The organism is Streptococcus sp. 27098_8_66, from assembly GCF_041431945.1.
Lineage (GTDB): Bacteria > Bacillota > Bacilli > Lactobacillales > Streptococcaceae > Streptococcus > Streptococcus dentalis.
This window is the reverse complement of sequence record NZ_JAPVYS010000006.1, coordinates 42,823-61,325: the sequence shown is the minus strand read 5'-3', so window position 1 is coordinate 61,325 and position 18,503 is coordinate 42,823. Positions and strand designations below refer to the sequence as shown.

Annotated in this window: 17 protein-coding genes; 6 read left to right on the top strand and 11 right to left on the bottom strand. The window is 33.8% G+C overall.

The features are described 5' to 3' along the window. Nucleotides 1-2: 2 nt before the first annotated feature. The 11 genes from O3642_RS06115 to O3642_RS06065 form a co-directional block, all read right to left on the bottom strand. Nucleotides 3-2,507, bottom strand: a complete 2,505-nt coding sequence (locus tag O3642_RS06115; protein WP_075565686.1) for an ATP-binding protein — start codon at nt 2,505-2,507, stop codon at nt 3-5. A 13-nt stretch (nt 2,508-2,520) separates the two neighbouring features. Beyond that, the gene (locus tag O3642_RS06110) at nt 2,521-2,931 is read right to left on the bottom strand and encodes a conjugal transfer protein (RefSeq protein WP_371605610.1); all 411 of its coding nucleotides are present in this window, start codon (nt 2,929-2,931) and stop codon (nt 2,521-2,523) included. A 2-nt stretch (nt 2,932-2,933) separates the two neighbouring features. After that, on the bottom strand, nt 2,934-3,158 hold the full coding sequence (locus tag O3642_RS06105; RefSeq protein ID WP_003005585.1) for a TcpD family membrane protein: 225 nt from the start codon (nt 3,156-3,158) through the stop codon (nt 2,934-2,936). A gap of 9 nt (nt 3,159-3,167) precedes the next feature. After that, nucleotides 3,168-4,163, bottom strand: coding sequence for a conjugal transfer protein (locus O3642_RS06100; protein ID WP_371605609.1), 996 nt, complete (start codon nt 4,161-4,163; stop codon nt 3,168-3,170). An 11-nt stretch (nt 4,164-4,174) separates the two neighbouring features. After that, nucleotides 4,175-4,732: a conjugal transfer protein gene (locus tag O3642_RS06095; protein ID WP_371605608.1), complete on the bottom strand. Its 558-nt coding sequence runs from the start codon at nt 4,730-4,732 to the stop codon at nt 4,175-4,177. A gap of 1 nt (nt 4,733) precedes the next feature. Beyond that, nucleotides 4,734-4,967 (bottom strand): hypothetical protein, encoded by a 234-nt coding sequence (locus tag O3642_RS06090; protein ID WP_049474705.1) that lies wholly within the window; start codon nt 4,965-4,967, stop codon nt 4,734-4,736. 14 nt (nt 4,968-4,981) lie between these two features. Continuing rightward, complete coding sequence (locus O3642_RS06085) at nt 4,982-6,214, bottom strand: replication initiation factor domain-containing protein (protein ID WP_075565684.1); 1,233 nt, start codon at nt 6,212-6,214, stop codon at nt 4,982-4,984. Between the two features lie 207 nt (nt 6,215-6,421). After that, nucleotides 6,422-8,110, bottom strand: a complete 1,689-nt coding sequence (locus tag O3642_RS06080; protein WP_371605607.1) for an FtsK/SpoIIIE domain-containing protein — start codon at nt 8,108-8,110, stop codon at nt 6,422-6,424. A gap of 13 nt (nt 8,111-8,123) precedes the next feature. Then, nucleotides 8,124-8,585 carry a conjugal transfer protein gene (locus tag O3642_RS06075; RefSeq protein WP_324738272.1) on the bottom strand — a complete coding sequence of 154 codons (462 nt, stop codon included), beginning with the start codon at nt 8,583-8,585 and terminating at the stop codon, nt 8,124-8,126. 21 nt (nt 8,586-8,606) lie between these two features. Continuing rightward, nucleotides 8,607-8,903 carry a cytoplasmic protein gene (locus O3642_RS06070; protein WP_138261591.1) on the bottom strand — a complete coding sequence of 99 codons (297 nt, stop codon included), beginning with the start codon at nt 8,901-8,903 and terminating at the stop codon, nt 8,607-8,609. A 34-nt stretch (nt 8,904-8,937) separates the two neighbouring features. Next, nucleotides 8,938-9,120 carry a hypothetical protein gene (locus O3642_RS06065; RefSeq protein WP_049488287.1) on the bottom strand — a complete coding sequence of 61 codons (183 nt, stop codon included), beginning with the start codon at nt 9,118-9,120 and terminating at the stop codon, nt 8,938-8,940. A gap of 657 nt (nt 9,121-9,777) precedes the next feature. On the opposite strand from O3642_RS06065, the gene O3642_RS06060 reads away from it, so the two are divergent. The 6 genes from O3642_RS06060 (at nt 9,778) to O3642_RS06035 (ending at nt 18,493) form a co-directional block, all read left to right on the top strand. Continuing rightward, the gene (locus tag O3642_RS06060) at nt 9,778-10,131 is read left to right on the top strand and encodes a helix-turn-helix domain-containing protein (protein ID WP_371605606.1); all 354 of its coding nucleotides are present in this window, start codon (nt 9,778-9,780) and stop codon (nt 10,129-10,131) included. 65 nt (nt 10,132-10,196) lie between these two features. Next, nucleotides 10,197-12,320, top strand: coding sequence for an AAA family ATPase (locus tag O3642_RS06055; RefSeq protein ID WP_371605605.1), 2,124 nt, complete (start codon nt 10,197-10,199; stop codon nt 12,318-12,320). A 32-nt stretch (nt 12,321-12,352) separates the two neighbouring features. Beyond that, nucleotides 12,353-13,504 (top strand): HNH endonuclease, encoded by a 1,152-nt coding sequence (locus O3642_RS06050; RefSeq protein ID WP_371605604.1) that lies wholly within the window; start codon nt 12,353-12,355, stop codon nt 13,502-13,504. A 119-nt stretch (nt 13,505-13,623) separates the two neighbouring features. Continuing rightward, nucleotides 13,624-14,484 (top strand): ImmA/IrrE family metallo-endopeptidase, encoded by an 861-nt coding sequence (locus tag O3642_RS06045; protein WP_371605603.1) that lies wholly within the window; start codon nt 13,624-13,626, stop codon nt 14,482-14,484. An 8-nt stretch (nt 14,485-14,492) separates the two neighbouring features. Further along, nucleotides 14,493-15,179, top strand: a complete 687-nt coding sequence (locus O3642_RS06040) for a helix-turn-helix domain-containing protein (protein WP_371605602.1) — start codon at nt 14,493-14,495, stop codon at nt 15,177-15,179. A gap of 152 nt (nt 15,180-15,331) precedes the next feature. Then, nucleotides 15,332-18,493 carry an N-6 DNA methylase gene (locus O3642_RS06035; RefSeq protein ID WP_371605601.1) on the top strand — a complete coding sequence of 1,054 codons (3,162 nt, stop codon included), beginning with the start codon at nt 15,332-15,334 and terminating at the stop codon, nt 18,491-18,493. Nucleotides 18,494-18,503 lie beyond the last annotated feature (10 nt).

Genomic DNA, 18,503 nt, shown 5'->3' with positions numbered 1-18,503 from the left:
TCCTAACTAGCGTATTTATTTTCAAGGCTTGATGATACTGTAGCTTTCATTGGTTTTAGAAGCATATCAATATCTTCAAAGATGTTGTGTACAGAGATCATATTGAGATTGCCATACACGTCATAGTACAGGCATTGACCAGAGATCATATTGTCAATCCATTCAAGATTACTTTCAGTGACTTCTAGATTGACGTGTTTTAGGATATCTTCTCGTTCAGATTTTTCATAAAAGGCAAAGATGGTCCCGAACCCAGTTGTATCATCGTCATTTTCTGCATCATGTACAGATTGAGTAATCAGTGCCAAGGTATTGTTTTTGGAGCGTCCAATCCGACGCATATTTTTGATAACGGCTTTTCCTTCTGCCGACTTCATAAGAATCCATGCTTCATCAAAGAACTCAATGGTATCTTCATTTTCATTTCGTTCTCCAAAGTGGGTACAGAAGGCACCAAGCGCAAACATGAGGGCAATAGAGTTGCGTTCATGATCTGAAATTTTTGTGGAATCGTCCTTTGGTAGTTTGAGGTTATTGACCTCTAGGATGGTCACCCGTGATTCATAGTTAAGTCCTTGAGTGGTTCCATCTGAAAAGGCTAGTTCCAAGATAGAGTTTGTGACAATTGAAGTCAGATAACGACCAACCGAAGCAATTTCAGAGGAAGTAGAGTCTCTCAGAACTTTTAGGACGTGTTTAAATCCGACCTTCTCACCAGCGACTCGTTTCTCCACAATCGCATTAATAGCTTCTGTGATCGCTGTTTTTTGATCCATCGTGACATCATCTACAGCTTGTAGTAGAAACTCAAGCATGTTTTTTGCGACCTCTACAGCTTGTTCTTTATCTAGAACGACAATAGGATCTAAAACTCCGTGGTTGGATGGTAGTGAGCTGTCCAGTGTTACAAAGTTAAAGTTCTCAATCTGTTTCTTGCGTTCAGGATAGAGCCGTGCAAATTCAGGTGAGTTGATCACTTCTTGATAGTGATTTCTAAGTTCACGTTTAGGGTCGATATAAAGGGTTTTAACATTTTGTAAAGCTACACTTAAAAAGATGATCTGAGCAAGGAAAGATTTTCCTTGACCTGTTGCCCCCGTAATAATGATGTGTGGGTTCTTGGTGATCTTTCCAGCGATATCTTCTTTATTTCCGACTGTCGCATTATAGAGGACGATGTTCTTTGAGGAATCAATAGCTTTCGCAATATTGTCCCAACGACCTGTCCAGTTATCTACTCGACCGATATACCAACCGATACGGTTTCCAGAAGAGGTATTGGTGAAGGGCATGAGTTCTGAAAATCCGCGAGCTGTGACCATATGCGTCCAGGTGCGAGTTTTCTTTTGAAGATTTTCTCCATAGAGTAGCGCTTGAAAGAGATAAGGTCCGTCTTGAGAGGCTTCACTAATTTCAACCCCCATATCGTCAAAGTAGTTTAAAACCACTTGCCGTCTTTGTCGGAGTTGGTTTACGCTAGAAGCAGAGACGATCAGATAGGCTCCGTATTCGATGATATCCTCCTTGTTTCCGACTTTCTTCATTAAGTCTTTTAGGGAGATGGAACCCATGATGATCTCGTCTTGTTGGACAGTATCGGTATTTTCTGCCTCTTCCATAATGTTTCTGTAACGTGTATTCGAACGTCCCATTCGACCCTTAATTTTACCAGTATCAATAAATTCTGCTTTGATTCGTAGCTCAACAGGAAAGTTCAAACGTTGGATAAATTCTCCCAAGTGAAAACCATTGAATTGAACAGGAAATTTACCTACAGGAAGAATTGTCACAAAAGAAGATCCATAAGGGCTTTCTAGCTTGAGAAAGCCACCTTTTAGTACTTTGATCAAGGTGTCTGTGATATTGAATTGAGCACGATTGGCGAGTACCTCCTTCTTGTAGTGAGGGATATAGCGGAGGTATTGCATACGCTGGTAATAAAAGAGTTCTTCATTGGATAACCGTTTTGCCCGAAGGACGGAGAAGGCTTGAAAAATAGTGAATTCATCACTTTTATAGTCTTCATACCAAGTGGGACTTAATTCATATTCATAGCCAAGACCCTTTGCGATCTTTTCAGTGAACTCATTAAAGCTCTCATAGGCCAAGTCTTTTACTGTAGCTCCATGATTTTGTTTGCGTAAGGTTACTCCGACGACCCAATCAAACTGATAAGGAATTTCCATTTCATCTGTTAGACGATCTACTGTGTAAAGAAGCAGTTCTTCTCCTAGTTCACGACTATCATCTGCTAGAGCATCTGAAAAGTCCCGCATTTTCTCTTCTAAGAGATAGTCTTTAGGAATCAGAGATATTTCAAAGAACTTGTTTTTCTGGAGCTTCTTCATCATTTGAGCAACCGTAATTTTGTGTTTGCCCTTTTTTTCATCATCCGTAATCGTGATAGGAGTGTTTGGAATACGATAATAAGCAACGACTGTTTGATCTTTTTTGAGAGCTAGATTTTCATGTGTTTCCCTAATAGGATAGGTTAAAGTAATACTCATAGTTCCTCCTTTTCTATAGATTTGTTTTTTCAAAGACAATTTCTTCTACAGGCTCTATTCGATCTTCATGGTAGATTGATTTTTTATTGAGCTTGAAATCCCAGAAGTAAATCAGGTAATCTCCAATAAAAACGTGCATCTTTTTTCCATGAGGCTCATATTCAGTATAGAACTTGGCCAATTTGTAAGGGAGATACCAATAGAGTAGCAATGAAATTGAGTGAGTGATTTTTGCGAGTGGCACAAAGATAAATCCTCCAAAGAGTAACATGGCCACAAAGACGATGATAAAAACAATGAAAAAGGACAACTGCATCGGTGTCGCAAAGTACCATAGTCGAGTGCCCTTTTTTGTCTTGATTTCTTGGATCCAATAAGGAGCATTTAGGCCCTTACTGTAATCATAAAGTCTTTCTTCATTCATACTTAGAGTCCTGATTCAATACCGAAGAGTCGCAGGAACCAGCCGACTGCTTTTAGGATATCTTGTCCTTTCGCAATAGAAACAATAACGGCATAGAAACCAACGACAGAGAAGAGTTGAAGCCAGGAGCTGTTCCGCCAAGCCTTGATCGCTAAGAGCACGGCAATAGCTGTCAGGATCCAAATTCCATCGCCCTGGAGGAAGGTTCGTAGATTGTCTGTATTCATAGAGTTCTCCTATTCTTTATCATTTGCATAGTTTAGTGGAATGGTGTGTTCTAGTTTTGTGACATAGTAGGTCTTTTCTTTTTCTGAGAGGGTAAAGGTGAAGTTTTCGGAGTGAGTGGTTCCTCCGACCTCAAAGGTTGCTTGGACATAAGCGATTAGATTCTGACCATCTTTTTTAAGATAAGTATAATCAATTGTTTTGAAGGTGGTATTGGCTATAATATCCACATCCTTAGCAATCAGATTAAGATTATCTTGGCTTGTGGTGTAGTTGGTAAAGAAGACCTTGAGGAATTTCTCTACTTTCTTTCGCTCACTGTCTGAAAAATGATCATTGGCAGTGAGTTGGAGCTTATCATCTTCGCTAAAGTGTCCAGCTTGTGAGGATTCAATGGCAGAAAACCAAGGAAGGCCAGAAATATAATATTTCCCATCTTTTTCATCAAATGGAATATTGAAACCTGTCACAATTTCTTTTTCTTCCGTGTTATTATCCCGACGGATAGTTTCCTTGTATTTGATCTTATAGGTCGCAACCTTCCCTTCTACAGTCACTAACTGAGAATAGAGAAGTTCACTAGGATTTCGAACTTGACCTTGGGCTTTCACGTCAGGAATGAAGTTGTAAAAGCTATTTAAGTATTCCACTTGAGCTTGTTGTTTATCTCCTTCTTGTGGAAGGGTGAAATAAGCGTAGACGTAGTCGTTCAAGTAGTACTGGAGTTTGTAGTCGTATTTTCTAGTAGACTCTATAGGCTGTGCTTTTTGTTTTTTAGTAGCCTCTACTTGAGCTTGTAGTGTACCTACCTTATTTGATAGTGTGATAGCACGAAGAGATCCCAAGAGACCAACAAAAAGGAGGAAAGCAATTCCTCCTATGACTGCGATATTGACGGTCTTTTTATTGGTGACTTTTAGTTTTGGTGAGCCACCTTTTTTCTCCACCTTTTTAAAGTGTGAGAGATATTCTTTTGCTTGAAGCAAGTAGCGTTTGGCTTTATCCATAGTTCCTCCTTTTAGAGACCAGCGAGTTCAATGAGCTTTGATCCTTTTGCATAGAGTCGCTTATTAGCTTTTTCGATCTCGCCATTAATGTAATAGTAGCCTCGCAACTCAGTTTGAAGTTGTTCAATCAAGTCAGGTTTTAGGTCTTTGGCTTCTTCTTTTTTTAGGAGACTATTTAATTCTCCAGCCTTGGTCCAAGCCTCTCTGTGATCTTTCTTTTTAAGTAATTCTCCCAGTTCATTCGTGACTTGAGAGACTTTCTTTTCAAAAATAGTTTTAGTAGCCATTTCAATTTCCTTTCTAAATTTTTCTTGATTGTCTTTGATGGTCTTTTGGATATAAGTAATGAGTGAGGGGCGCATTTTTTTATTTACACTCAATACTTGACCATCTAAAGTAAAACAGGCATGTTCATAGTCATAAAAACCTTTCGCATCCGGTAGCTTCTCGGTAGATCTTCCAGCGCATTCATAGTAGAAGTTCTTGCCTTTTCGTAAGAGGATATACATATGCCAGAATTCTTGTTCTGGAAGAAGCAGAAAATCTGCTTGATAAATCTTCTTCAGCATCTCAAGAAGCCTCAAGTAGATCATCGTAGCCTAGAGCTTGGTAGATGAAATCTGAATCGAACCAGAGCCAGTCATTGATTTGTACTTCGGTTGGCGTATCACCAGAGAAGATATCCTCACAAATGACGGTTAGGGTATCTACTCCACCACGTTCACGGACGGTGTTTAAGGTCGTTAGTCCACCAGACCAGGCTCTAAAGTTATCTAGTGAATTGATTTGAACTTTGTATTCCATATAGCTTTTCCTTTCTAGTGTTCATAGTGTTTATTAGCTTTGAGAAGTCGTAACATAGCTTTTCCTCTATCTGTTATCTCTCCGCTGTTCTGAATCATCTTCATGTATTCAGTTTGCAGGATTTTATCTGCTTCGGTGACTAGTGCAAGGGAGTTAGCAACTTGATAGGTCAGCCAGCGAATCGTTCTCTCAATACTGTAAGGCTGTGGATTGGTTGAGAGTTTCAAGGGTTCGACTCCTCCAAATAGCCGTTGCCATTTTTCATCAGGTTTATAGGCTCCGAAACGAGTAACTCCATCATAGACTTGGATTTCTTTATTGACGATTCCTCTAGCGATTTCTCCGAGGTCTACACCGTTGATGTATTCCTCCACAATACCTTGCGCTTTCTGATCTGAAAAACGCAATTCATAGCGATTCCAGATACCAAAAATCTCCAAGGATTCGTCCAAGGAGATGTTTTCCATTCTAGCTATTTCATAGCGCTTTTCATAAAAGTTGAAATAGAGTTGACTTTGACGGCTCCCAAAGTAAATGGACAAGCCGTGATTAGCTTCCATGTCTTCATTATCTGTGAAAGATCCACCACCCGTGATATTCCATTTCTTGATCGTGTCTAGAACAATCTCTTTGGAATAGAGTTTATCAATCAATTTTGGAATCTGAATTTGTTCGTCCTCGTGACCATACCCTTTATAGAGTTCATCAAGAGCAATATCGAGACGCTTTACACGAACATCTTCATAGGAATAAAGAATGTTTTGAAGAAAGATCTGCCAAGTGATTCCCTTGTCTTCTAGAAGCAATTCCAACTCACGGCATCCTTGACCAGATAGTTGGACACAAGTTTGGTAGTCATTGGTCACAGACTTATCAAAGAAATCAAAAATCCAGATATTTCCTCGTTGCCATAAGTGGGTATAGTTCATGAGACGGGTTTCTTGATCTGTAAATTCGCTTAAGTGACAGTGAAGGAAGTTTTCACAGAAAGCGTCTAAATCCTTTAATCTAGGAAAGGTCAATCGAAGATAGTCGATCTGAGCCCGAAGACTGTTTTTATCGCAGTCTTGATAGTAACCAAGTTTTTCTTTAAGTTCTCTAAACTTATCAATCGTCAGTCCTCTTTCGCCTGTTTCATAAGAGCGGTAGGTTCTTGTAGGTAGATCAACAGCTTGTGCAAATGCTTTTTGACTAAGTCCTGTTTGTTTTCTGAAATTCTTAATATGAAAAGGACTAATTTTGTCCATTCATCGCAACACCTCTTTCTAACAAAGTGACACACTTTTTTGACGAAAGTGACACACTTCATAAAAATTGAAAACCCAACTCCCATAAGGAATGAGGAGGGGTGGACTTGGCGTTTTTGCCAAATGTAACCCCCCTATTAGAAAACGGGGGTTGAAGTTTCATCATGGCCTAGAGACTTCGGGCTACGGTCTGCGCCTGACCTGCGGTCAGGCTTGCCCTTGCCCTTGTCCTAGCCCATGATGAACAATCGTCGCTTCAACTGCTTTTGGATAAGACCTGCGTCCTCCCTCTTCAAATTGAGCGAGGATTTCAAGAAGAAGTTTTTCTTGAAAAGGATCCACTAGAATAGCGGATACAGTCCGTTCAAAGATGATCCCTTGTTCTGTTAAGAGATAGATAATCTTGCGCAATGTTGGCATTTTAAGATTTTGTTCGTCCGCAAATTCCTTGAGTGGTCGTTTGTTTGATTCGTTTTCTATGGTCTCCTCTTCCTCTATAGGATCAATTGTTTCAAGCGGTGGTTTATATTTTTCAAATACTGAGAATTCTTCTCCTTCAAACTCCATAATCGGAATGTTAGAGTAGGCATCGTAGAAGGAAAAGCCTTGATCAAGCGGTACATAAGGAGAGAAAAACTCACCAGCCAGCTCCCCATTATTTGCGATATAGCCCCGTCCTTTGACCTTGACTCCATTAATTTCATCTAGCTTTTTAAACTCTTTGGTTTTATTAGCATCTCCAAACATCATGTCATATCCTGTTGATTCTAAATGACCGACGGAGAGACGCTTCATAAAGTTATCCCGAAGAGCTGTTTTAATAAATTCACCATCGGGCCGTTGCATAGCAAAGATGATAAAGACTCCAGCTTGACGCCCTTCAAGAACTAATTGTGAGAGATATTCCATGAGTTCTGACTGTTGGCTATAGTCACGGTCAATCTTGGCCATGAGAGCTGCCCACTCGTCCACAAGAATGAATTTTGGTTTCATATCATAGTGAGTGAAGTTCTTCCCAGCTTGAAATTTTGGCGAAGTAGACATACGTTCATAGCGTTTTTCCATGAACTCTACATTCTCTTTAAAACAGTTGATGATATCTTCCTTACTGGTGTAGACTCGACCATGAAAGACTGGAATTTTCTTTAATCCAGAAAGGTCCGAATTCTTTGGATCACAGATATCAACAAAGCCGATTTTAGCTAGGGCGTAGATAATAGTCATGAGAACAACGGTTTTTCCTCCACCAGTTCCACCACCGATAAGAAGATGAGGCTCTTCGATATAATCCCAAGATACATCTTTCATGAGCTGGAGTTTTGAGCCTTTGACTTTTACTTCATCGATGGTGATTCTGCTATCAATTCGGTTAATAGCAATTTCATATTTGATAAAGCGACTATCAAAGGTTTTATTGCGAAAGTCCCCGTTAAACATGACTTCAAGCGTGGCCCCAAGATTTAGAAAACGATCTTGGAACTTATTACCCTCTAGAATGAAACTCACTTCAATCTTGTAGCGAGACTGCTTGATATACACTTGAGGCAAGGTGATTTTTTCAATGATCTTGTTCTCACGCTTGACCTTTTTAACGAGATAGAGGTTATTCTCTAGCAGAAAGCGAGAGAGTATTCGAAGACTATTGAGCTTTTGAAAGAAGAGCATCTTCCTGTAGCAAATCCGATTAATAAACCAAGATAGAATTAAAGAAAAAAGTAACCCAGCTCCTAGAAAATAGCCTTGAGGTAAGGGATGAACTTTTAATTCTTCTAAATGTAAGTAGCTGTAGTAACTAATAGCCAATAAAAATGGAAACCACCAGATAAACCATGTGATTCCCTTTAGTTTACGATGAAAAGCGTGAACTCTTTTCCCGCGATAGGTAAAGAGTTTCATGGTGCATCACCTCCTAGTTGTCCTTCTTATTTTCTACAGGTTTGTTTTCTTTAGTTGGTGTACCTCCAGCTTTTTTCTTGATTTTAGAAGCAAAGAGCTTATAGATATCATTACGATTGACGTGGGTATGTGTGATAACAATATCTTCTAGTTCAACTTCTTCTCGGTATTTAATGCCCAAGTCTTCAATTTCAGACTCTGACATATCTGCGATAGTGAAAAAGAGTGTTTCGTGCTGGACAGAAGAATGAATTCCTACGACAATTCCACGGATCTCTCCAGTATTAACTTGGACAAATGATCCATCAGGATTACGTTGTGAGCGATCCACTTCAAAGATGATATCAGGGCCTTCAATGCCTCGGAAAGTCAGTTTCCCAAGGACAGCTGGGACATCTAGCCCATCTGTAATGACACGATAAGTCTTGTCAGCAATTTGTAGTTTTTCTCCGTAGTTTAATCCAATTTTAGCCATGTGATTTTCTCCTTTTGTTTCTTATTTTTTAATTACCAATTTTTCCGCAAAGACATTGAGATAAGGGGCAACAGTATTGCCATTTAAAGCAGTATCTGGGAAAAAGATTGGATTAACTGCTTCCACTAGAGCGTCTTCTGGGAAGACAGTTGTAGAGGCTGGTGTAATAACATGAAAGGCTCCATGCTCTGCACTATTTAGAATATGACGTTGGTATTTGCCTTCTTTCCCAAAAATAAATTTAGGAGCATTTCCCAAACGTTCGTAGTAAGCAGGGCCAATAAATTCTGGTTTCATTTTAAGTGTTTCTGAGATCATAAGATTTTCCTTTCTGAGTGTAAAATAAAAAGAGTTAAGCTAGTTGCTTGACTCTTGAGTAATAGTGGGTAAATAATTTGCGTTTAAACATACGACTATAGAATTGAATATCCCCATGAGCATAGCCATTTCTACGAGCAGCATCTGCGAGATGGTCTAAATCAATTTGGGCTTGAGCATAGAGTTTAGCTTGAAGTTTATCAGATTCACTAAACATACCATAGGTAAATTCATAGTTATCATAGAGTCGTTTACATTGTAGTGCGAAAAAAGTTTGTCATATCATTCTCCTTTATTGTAATAAGTAAAAAAGCTACTAAGTGAAAAAAGGAAAGAACTTAGTAGCTTGAGAGTAGGTCTATCCTATTAGATAGACAGCAGTAAAGAAAAGTTATTTGGTTGGAAAGATCCCTCTTTCCACGGTGGCAACGTTTAGCAAGGTGCTTTGCGTAAATTACCATCGCTTTCCCGGCCAATCTCATTGGGGAGTCATGATCATACCCTTAAGATTCTCTTACGCCCTTTGGCGAAGCCAGTTCACTTTACTATTCGGAAAAGTGCGAAAGTCCGAAATGCGTGGAAGCCCACAAATACTTGTTTTATATCATCACTTCAACCATTAAACGGCCTTGACTTTTAGTATCAAATAAATTACAATAAAGGTACGAAGTTTAGTGTAGTTTGATAGTCAGTCCTCTGGTTGTCAGACGCACTTTTTATTTAATTGTCAATGATCAAAATCCAACCTTTAAAATAGGTTATTATTTTTAGGTGGGATACAACTATTAGTTGTTGATTATATTATACAACCTATGGTTGTATTTTGTCAAGGGATTATTCCAAAAAAAGTAAAAAATATTTTAGAGGTTTTAAAATGGAGTTTTCAGAACGCTTAAAAAAACTTAGGAAAGATGCAGGTTTTACTCAAGTTGATGTAGCAAGTAAATTAGGGATTTCCCAACAAGCATATGCTTCGTGGGAGAGAGGAGTAAAAAAGCCAACACAAGAAAATTTAGTGAAATTATCCAAAATTTTATATGTTTCAGTTGATTACTTATTAGGAAACACAGAAAACAAACAAACTAGTGATGTATTAGAGGATATCGAGCTACTTTTTCGTATGAATTCAAATGGATTAACAGAGGAAGAGAAGAAAATCTTTAAGAAGGAATTGATTGAGTTTATGGAAGAGCGCAAGAGAGCTTTTAATAAAAATAAATATAACTAATTATTTTAATTTATTAATGAATCAAGATATAGAATGTGGAGAGTCAAAAAATATGGAGAAAAATTATGAAGATTGAAGAAGTAATAGAAGAAATTAAAGAAAGATATCATGAAATTGATTGGAATACTATTATCGAAAGGTTTAAAATAAGTAGGTGTGAATTATTATTTCGTTGCGAACATGACCTGTTAAGTAATAAATTTTATAATAAAAAGAAAAATAAATTTCTATTCATTACTCAATATATCAAGGATGATTTTAAAGTTAATAATGGGTATGATTATATAGTGATTGCTGAAATTATCCAAGATCCAAAAATTTCAGATATTGCAATTACGGACCCTGATGAATTAATAAAAATAAGTAATAACATAGATCGTGGAGAGAAATATTTTTCATACCAGTGTGAATTTTTAACATTACATTTTATTAAAGTCACCTCTAAAGATATCAGTGAATTATATGAGTTAGATAAAATCATAGGTTTTAATAGCTTAGATGATTTTATTGAAACAATAACAATTAATAAAGATAATTGGGATGATTATGGATATAAACAAACTTTACGTCTTTCAATTTGGGGTGAAGAATTTTATATACGTGTAAACCCCAGAAGTGAAGAAACGATTAAATATATAAAAAGTGCAGGTTATAACTCAGGTATTGACAATATTGTCTCACTTGGTTCCAATGATTATTATTATTTTTTAAAAAAATATCTGTCATATGATTTAAGAGAAAAGTGGTTTCAATTAACTGTAGATCTGGCATTTGATATGAAGAAACTTGATGAAATTTCTAATTATTACAAATCATATGTAGATAAAAACGTAGATTTTGAGATGAAAATAGCACCTGACGTAGCGCAAAATTTTTTTAACAATTCGTTCTTACGTACGACTACAATAAAAGAAATAAAAGAAATTTTTCATCCACTAACTATATCTGGAAAATCACATATTACTAATTTAGATAGTGAATTGTTAAAAAAATCAGTCGATGATAGTATTTCAGAAATTGAGTATTCATTTTTAGAAAATGGTGAATCGAAAGGAAAAATAATTTTTTACAAAGATAAGGTCTCCTATTTACCTATGAATGTTTATGGTATTGTTGGAGGTAATGGAAGTGGGAAATCATATAAAATAAATGAAATCATAAAGCGTCATTTTAATAATGATAATAATTTCTCTCAAATTATTCATTTTTCACTAAGTCCATTTGAGGACTCTATTCCAAAAGTACCAAATGATGATCTTAAATATTTAGATTCCAAAGTTTTGGATAGCAAAGAAAATATAATCTATGAGAAAGTAGGGTTTGTTTCAATAAAGCAACCATTAGTTAAAGAAGTTCTTCATAAATTAAAAGCCTCTAAATTAGACTATATATCAAATTCATTTTTAAATAGCTATGCAGAATATTTGTCTGAAAATAATTTGGATACTAATAATATTGAAATTAAACAAAATTTTATTTGGTATATCCAATATATACTTTTAGATTTAATTGCTTCTAAAGAAAAATTTAATCTATGGAAAAAAAGTTTAAATTTCTTTTCTTTTGAACAATGGGTATACGATATAGTATCTGAAATACAAGAAGGATATATAAGTAATGAATGTTTTGATAAAATAAACTATTTAAGTTCAGGGCAAGCAACAATACTTCTATATATAACTAAATTAGTATCTAACGTAAACAAAGGGAGTTTGGTAATTTTTGATGAACCAGAGACATTTATGCATCCTCCAATGATGAAGGCCTTTATAAGAGCTGTATCAGAAATAGCAAAAGATACAGGGGCATTTTGTTTAGTTACAACACATTCTCCAGTAATTATCCAAGAAATTCCCCACTGCAATGTGCTTATAATAAACTCAAAACACGTTATCACACGAATAAATTACAAAACTTATGGTCAGAATCTCGACACTCTTTACAAAAATATATATGGTGTGGAATTACAATATACTGGATATAATGCTTTATTAACAGATAGATACAAAGCTGTATTAAAATCGAAACTTGATAATCTATTACCCCATGATGATAATGATCCGTTAAAAAATGGAATTGATATGTTGAGTATTAAAGATATTCATTTTTTAGGCGATGAAGCATACTTGTTATACGGTCTTTACTCAGATGATTTAGAAGAGGAAATTAATGAAAGAGTAGAAAGTTAATGAAAAAGTGCACTAAGAATAATCTACCTTCTGTGGCAGAAATTGTAAATAATCTACCAAAAACAGTTACAGAAGATGATAAGGAAAAACTAACAACATATCTTGAAAAAATCGATCAAAAATATAAGAAAAAAGCAAGAGGGAGATTATTTGAATTAGATATTGATTCTATTTCGAAACCAGATTGTTTGACTGTGGAAAATTCGCATTATTGGTATTCTCAATATGTAAGAGACGGTAAAAATGGTCTGTTTTCATCTTTTCCAGAAGTAAAGAATATTAATGATGTTGCTATTTGTCCTATTTGTGAGGAGGTATTTTCTACAAAGATTACGTTAGAACACATTATTCCTAAAAATGAAACTAATGGGGATTTTCGCTTTTCAATATTACCGATAAATTTAATTAAATGTTGTTACGAATGTAACACTAACGATCATAGTAAAAAATCAGATTGTGTTGAGGAAAGTGAGATAAATCCTTATTTTGAATCTTTTAGCATTGATAAGTATATAGAAATAGAGTTTAAGCATATTTCTAATAATTATATTCCGACGGTCAGATTTAAAAATTTTTCTGATACAGATAATTTTGATAAACGAATTAAACATTTTATAAAGATTTATAACATTGAAAGATTATATAATAGAAAATTAAAACTAGCATATCAAAAACTTTTAACAGTCCTAAAAACAAATCCATTTATCTATAGGAGATCTATTTTATTAGATTATTTTCAACATGAATTAAAGTCCTACCAAGATAATGTGGAATATGAAAAGATAAATAATGACTTCTGGATAGATCAAAATTATTTTGCTTATAGATTATGTAAAAAAATAGTTGATCCCAAAGATACAGGTATATTAGATAATTTAGTTAATGAAATAAAAAATAAACGAAGAAAATCAAATGAACTTGTATTTCACAACCAGAATCTTTTTGATCAATGGAATAATGTAAAAGATGAGAATGAACTTTATATATTTATTCAGGATAATGAAAAAGATATAAGAAATTATTATAAACATAGGAAAAAATATAGGTTACCGTTTTACTTTCCTAATTTATATAAAGATGATTCCGGGAAAAAGGAAGTAGTAGAAACTATTTTAGAGTACTATTTAAAAAATGATAAGGAATTTGATACTTTCAAACAGAAGTGCAGTAATGTATTTACATAAAGGAGAATTTATTGTAATGTTTTCTTTTTAAAGTGGACAAAAATCCACTTTTTTTATACAATTAACTCAACCTTTTTGGTTTAGTTGTTGTAAATTCTACTTAAAGGAGGTATCATTCTTTGTATGAATTGTATACAAAAATTAGTAAGTCTACAAAACACGTGTTATATCAATACATGAAGGATCATGATATTTCGTTACTAAATTATAATTTCAATTACTTCTTTGAACATTGTATTCAAGAATATCAGATTCAGGTAATTTGCCACCATTTTTCAAATCATAAGATTGAAGGATTGACGGTTATTGATGAATTAGGTATTAGCTTTTCTTATGAGAAGGATAATCCTATTGTAAAGCAAAATTTTACTTTATGTCATGAACTGGGACATTTCATTCTTAAGCATGAAGGCACTTTTTTTACAGAATCTATTGATAATAAAGAAAATCTGTTAGAACGAGAGGCAAATGTTTTTTCAGCTGTAGTATTAATGCCTGACATTGTTTTGTTGTCTAAGATCTATTATAGTTGTGATACCTTTCAACACATTCAAAATAGTCTCGAAGTTTCAAAGCAAGCATTGTTTTTTCGTCTTTTAGACTTTCTAAGAGAATATTATCCTCACAAAGAAAGCACCATTAGGCAAGCTATTGAAGATTATATCGATGGACAAAATGCCACACTACTACTTTTGTTACACAGCATCAAAGAACATATTATAAAGGAATTTAACAACTACCAGACTTCTCTCATTTATAAGATTAAACAATCTGTGAGCAAAAGTGGCTTCGTTACTAGTCAAGAGTATCCTGAACTTTTAAATCAAAAGAATTGGAAAAAAATAAAAACTTGTCAGGACAATCTAAAAGTATGGCTCATTTATGACAGAGGGAAATCAATAGCTTATGTTTGGGATAAAAATAGGCTAACAGATAAAGAAGCAAAACAAAAAGCTGAATTGAAATTATTGTTAATGTGAGGTAAATGATGTACCAGCCAGAAAAACTAAAGGCTCGTAGAAAAGAGCTAAAAATGACCCAAAAAGATATTTCGGATCAATTAGGCATTAGTTATCAGGCATATTCTGCCTGGGAACGTGGAATAAAACAACCATCAATAGAAAAAGTAAATCTTTTGGAGCAGATTCTAAATGTCCCAAAAGGTTATTTTACAGAAGTCGAAATCCTCCGACTATATAATACTTTATCAGATGAAGGTAAGAATAATGCACTAAGTTATATCGGAAGCCTAGTTCAAAAAGAAAAATGTAAGAACGTTGTTTCAATATCAGAAAAACTATACGAGTACCATGTTTACGAAAAAATGTCTGCCGGTATCGGTTCGTCAGTTTATGATGATCAGAACTATGATATAGTCTATTTTGATGAAGAACTAGCCCATGATTTCGCCTCATGGATTTCTGGTGACTCAATGGAGCCCAAATATCAAAACGGTTCTGTTGCTCTTATTCGTGAGACAGGATTTGATTACGATGGGGCAGTTTATGCTGTAGTCTGTAATAGCCAAACTTATATTAAACGAGTTTATCGTGAAGAGGAGGGCCTACGCTTGGTTTCTATTAATCCAAAATACAAAGATATTTTTATTTCTTATAATGAGGATCCACGAATAGTAGGAATTATAATTGGAAATTTTTTACCTAAAGAGTGCTAAATTTTTTTGATGTGTTAAAAAGTATTTAAAACATACCGATTTTCTTCTTTCTATAATAATTTAGAGATATAAAAAATTGGAGAAGGTTTTAATTTATTATTGAGAGTTATGATAAAATAATAAGTAATAATATTCTTTTAGGAGATAAATAAGTGACTAATATAAAACCTTGGTTAAAAGCTCATAATTTTAAAGAAATAAAAAAAGATAAAGTTTTTGAGCTAGAGATTAATAATTATAAGATTGAAATTGATATAGAAAAGGAGAAAATCTACTACCCAAACCTGAAAGAAATTGGGAGAGAAACTACAACCAACTTCTCAGCAGAAGAAAATTTTGTGATATTAGATATAATTATAGGTTTATTAAAACAAGGATATCTTCCAAATCAAATTTCTATTGAAAAAGGTTATAAACTTGGACATAACACTAAATCTGGGAATGCAGATGTAACAATCGAAGACAATGAAGGAAATCCTTTTCTAATTATTGAAGCTAAAACATACGGTTCAGAATTTGAAAAAGAATGGAAAAATACATTATTGGATGGAGGACAATTATTTTCTTATGAAAAACAAGAAAATAAAGCACATGCTCTCGTCTTGTATGCTTCAAAGATATCTGATTCCTCGATTGAAAGAATTTATCATGCTATACAATTAAAAGACAATGATGAGTTTCTGACTACTCTAGAAAATCCTAAGTCATACAGAGATGCAAAAGGCGGAAATGATAAATTTGAAATATGGCGAGATGTTTATCAACAAGATTTTAGAACAAATGGTGTATTAGAAGAAACTATTAAGCCATTTGAAATAGGAAAAATTAAATCAACTTTATCAGATCTTAAAGAAATCACACATGATGAAGTTCAAAAAAAATATAATCAATTTGCTACAATTCTTCGAAAATATAATGTAGGTGGTAGAGAGAATGCTTTTGATAAATTGGTAAATCTTTTTTTAGCAAAAATTGTAGATGAAGAACAAAATCAAGATGATTTAATGTTTAACTGGAAAGGAGTTGCTCAAGATACATATTTTGATTTAGTTGATAGACTTCAAAAACTCTATCAAGTTGGAATGGAGAAGTTTTTAAATGAGAAAGTATCTTATGTGGCTGAAAAAGATATTGAAAGCGCCTTTAGACTCCGTAAAGATGCTGCCAAAGATGCTATTTTTAAATATTTTAAAGAACTCAAATATTTCTCTAACAATGACTTTACTTTTCTTGATGTTTATAATGAACAATTATTTTATCAGAATTCTAGGATATTAGTTGAAGTTGTACAAATGTTACAAGGAATGAAGTTAAAAACTGAGGAACAAAATCAGTTTTTAGGAGACTTATTTGAAGGATTTCTAGATAATGGTGTCAAGCAATCAGAAGGTCAATTTTTCACACCTCTTCCAATTGTGAAATTTATAATATCAAGTTTGCCACTAGAGAATATTAACCAAAACACTGACATTCCAAAAATAATAGATTATGCAAGTGGTGCTGGACACTTCTTAAATGAATATGCAGAACAAATTAAAAGCTACGTTGACGAAACAAAATTATCGGATTACTATTCTTCAATTTATGGAATTGAAAAAGAATACCGCCTTTCTAAAGTTGCAAAAGTTTCAGCTTTTATGTATGGACAGGATAATATAAATATTATTTATGGTGATGCATTAGACGAACAAAATAATATTAAAGATAATACTTTTTCAGTAATTGTTGCAAATCCCCCATACTCAGTAAAAGGCTTTTTAGAAACTTTGTCAGAAAAACAGCGTAAAAAATATGATTTAAGTTCATATGTAGAGCGATTAGATACTAATAATAGTATTGAGTTATTTTTTTTAGAGAGAGCTGCGCAACTATTGAAATCTGAAGGAGTTGCAGGAATTATTGTTCCAAGTTCTGTATTATCAAATGGCAAACTTTATACCAAAGCTAGAAAAATGTTATTAGAAAATTTTGATATCATTGCAATTTCAGAATTTGGTTCAAAAACATTTGGGTCTACTGGTACAAGTACAATTACATTATTTTTACGTAAAAAGAAATATCCACCAAACGAAGCAGATAATTATCGATATGCAGTAGAGCGTTGGTTTACTAATACAGACATAGAAACAGATGATGTTATTATATTAGAAAAATATTGTGAAACTATTGGTGTCGACTATAATTCATACTGTGAATTACAATTAGATAGATTAGATTCTCTTTTAGACTTTGAATTATTCCAAGAATACATAACAGTATTTGATAAATCCAAGCGAGCTAAAGACATTAAGAAAAAGAAAATTTCAGAAAAGTATTCTAAAGAAAACAAGGAAATTGAATATAAAAAAGCTCTTTATAATTTCATCAAAGAAATTGAACAAGAAAAAGTTTTCTATTTTGCTTTAATTAATTCACAGAAAAATGATGTCATTGTTGTGAAATCGCCAACTGACAAAGAACAAATAAAGGAATTTCTAGGATATGAATGGTCTAAACGAAAAGGACAAGAAGGAATAAAATATATAGGTGCTAATATCACTGATGAAGAGATGGAAGTTTCTAAAAATCAAGCAATTAATAGCACAAACACTCCTTTATTTAATCCTATAAATATAGAAGATACTTCGAAAATCAATACTGTTATTCGAAATAATTTTATTAATTCAAACGTAAATATTCCAAAAGAATTGGAACAATTCGTTTCAGCTATTTCTTTAGTAGATATGATTGATTTTACTCAGTCTACTTTTGATGCACAAATCAAAACTAGTGCTGATAAAAAAATTGAGGTAGTAAGTAAATATCCTGTTCAAAATCTAAAAATGATTGCTGATATTAATAAGGGACAAACAATTACCAAATCCCAAACACGAGAAGGAAATATTAAAGTAGTTGCAGGGGGAAAAGAATATGCCTATACTCACAATATTGCAAATAGAGAAGCAAATATAATTACAATTTCTGCTTCAGGAGCGAACGCAGGATATGTAAATTATTGGGATGAACCTATATTTGCTAGTGATACTATAACTGTTCAAGCTGATACTGAATTAGAGACCAAATATATTTTTAATTTTTTGAGAGCCTACCAAGAAGAAATTTTCAATCTTTCAAGAGGTGCAGCACAGCCACATGTTTATGTAAAAGATATAGAGAAATTTCCAATCCCAGTACTCCCTATTAATATTCAAGAACAAATTATTTCAGAAGTTGAAAAATTAGATATTCAATATCAAAATTCACGAATGAAGATCGAAGATTATCGAAAAGAAATCATGAACATTTTTAAAAAGTTAGACATTCTATGTGATTGAAAAACATAAT

Bases quoted from the DNA above. Each gene is read 5' to 3' on its own strand.
- O3642_RS06115 (WP_075565686.1), bottom strand. From the start codon at position 2,507: ATGAGTATTACTTTAACCTATCCTATTAGGGAAACACATGAAAATCTA.
- O3642_RS06110 (WP_371605610.1), bottom strand. From the start codon at position 2,931: ATGAATGAAGAAAGACTTTATGATTACAGTAAGGGCCTAAATGCTCCT.
- O3642_RS06105 (WP_003005585.1), bottom strand. From the start codon at position 3,158: ATGAATACAGACAATCTACGAACCTTCCTCCAGGGCGATGGAATTTGG.
- O3642_RS06100 (WP_371605609.1), bottom strand. From the start codon at position 4,163: ATGGATAAAGCCAAACGCTACTTGCTTCAAGCAAAAGAATATCTCTCA.
- O3642_RS06095 (WP_371605608.1), bottom strand. From the start codon at position 4,732: ATGCTGAAGAAGATTTATCAAGCAGATTTTCTGCTTCTTCCAGAACAA.
- O3642_RS06090 (WP_049474705.1), bottom strand. From the start codon at position 4,967: ATGGAATACAAAGTTCAAATCAATTCACTAGATAACTTTAGAGCCTGG.
- O3642_RS06085 (WP_075565684.1), bottom strand. From the start codon at position 6,214: ATGGACAAAATTAGTCCTTTTCATATTAAGAATTTCAGAAAACAAACA.
- O3642_RS06080 (WP_371605607.1), bottom strand. From the start codon at position 8,110: ATGAAACTCTTTACCTATCGCGGGAAAAGAGTTCACGCTTTTCATCGT.
- O3642_RS06075 (WP_324738272.1), bottom strand. From the start codon at position 8,585: ATGGCTAAAATTGGATTAAACTACGGAGAAAAACTACAAATTGCTGAC.
- O3642_RS06070 (WP_138261591.1), bottom strand. From the start codon at position 8,903: ATGATCTCAGAAACACTTAAAATGAAACCAGAATTTATTGGCCCTGCT.
- O3642_RS06065 (WP_049488287.1), bottom strand. From the start codon at position 9,120: ATGTTTAGTGAATCTGATAAACTTCAAGCTAAACTCTATGCTCAAGCC.
- O3642_RS06060 (WP_371605606.1), top strand. From the start codon at position 9,778: ATGGAGTTTTCAGAACGCTTAAAAAAACTTAGGAAAGATGCAGGTTTT.
- O3642_RS06055 (WP_371605605.1), top strand. From the start codon at position 10,197: ATGAAGATTGAAGAAGTAATAGAAGAAATTAAAGAAAGATATCATGAA.
- O3642_RS06040 (WP_371605602.1), top strand. From the start codon at position 14,493: ATGTACCAGCCAGAAAAACTAAAGGCTCGTAGAAAAGAGCTAAAAATG.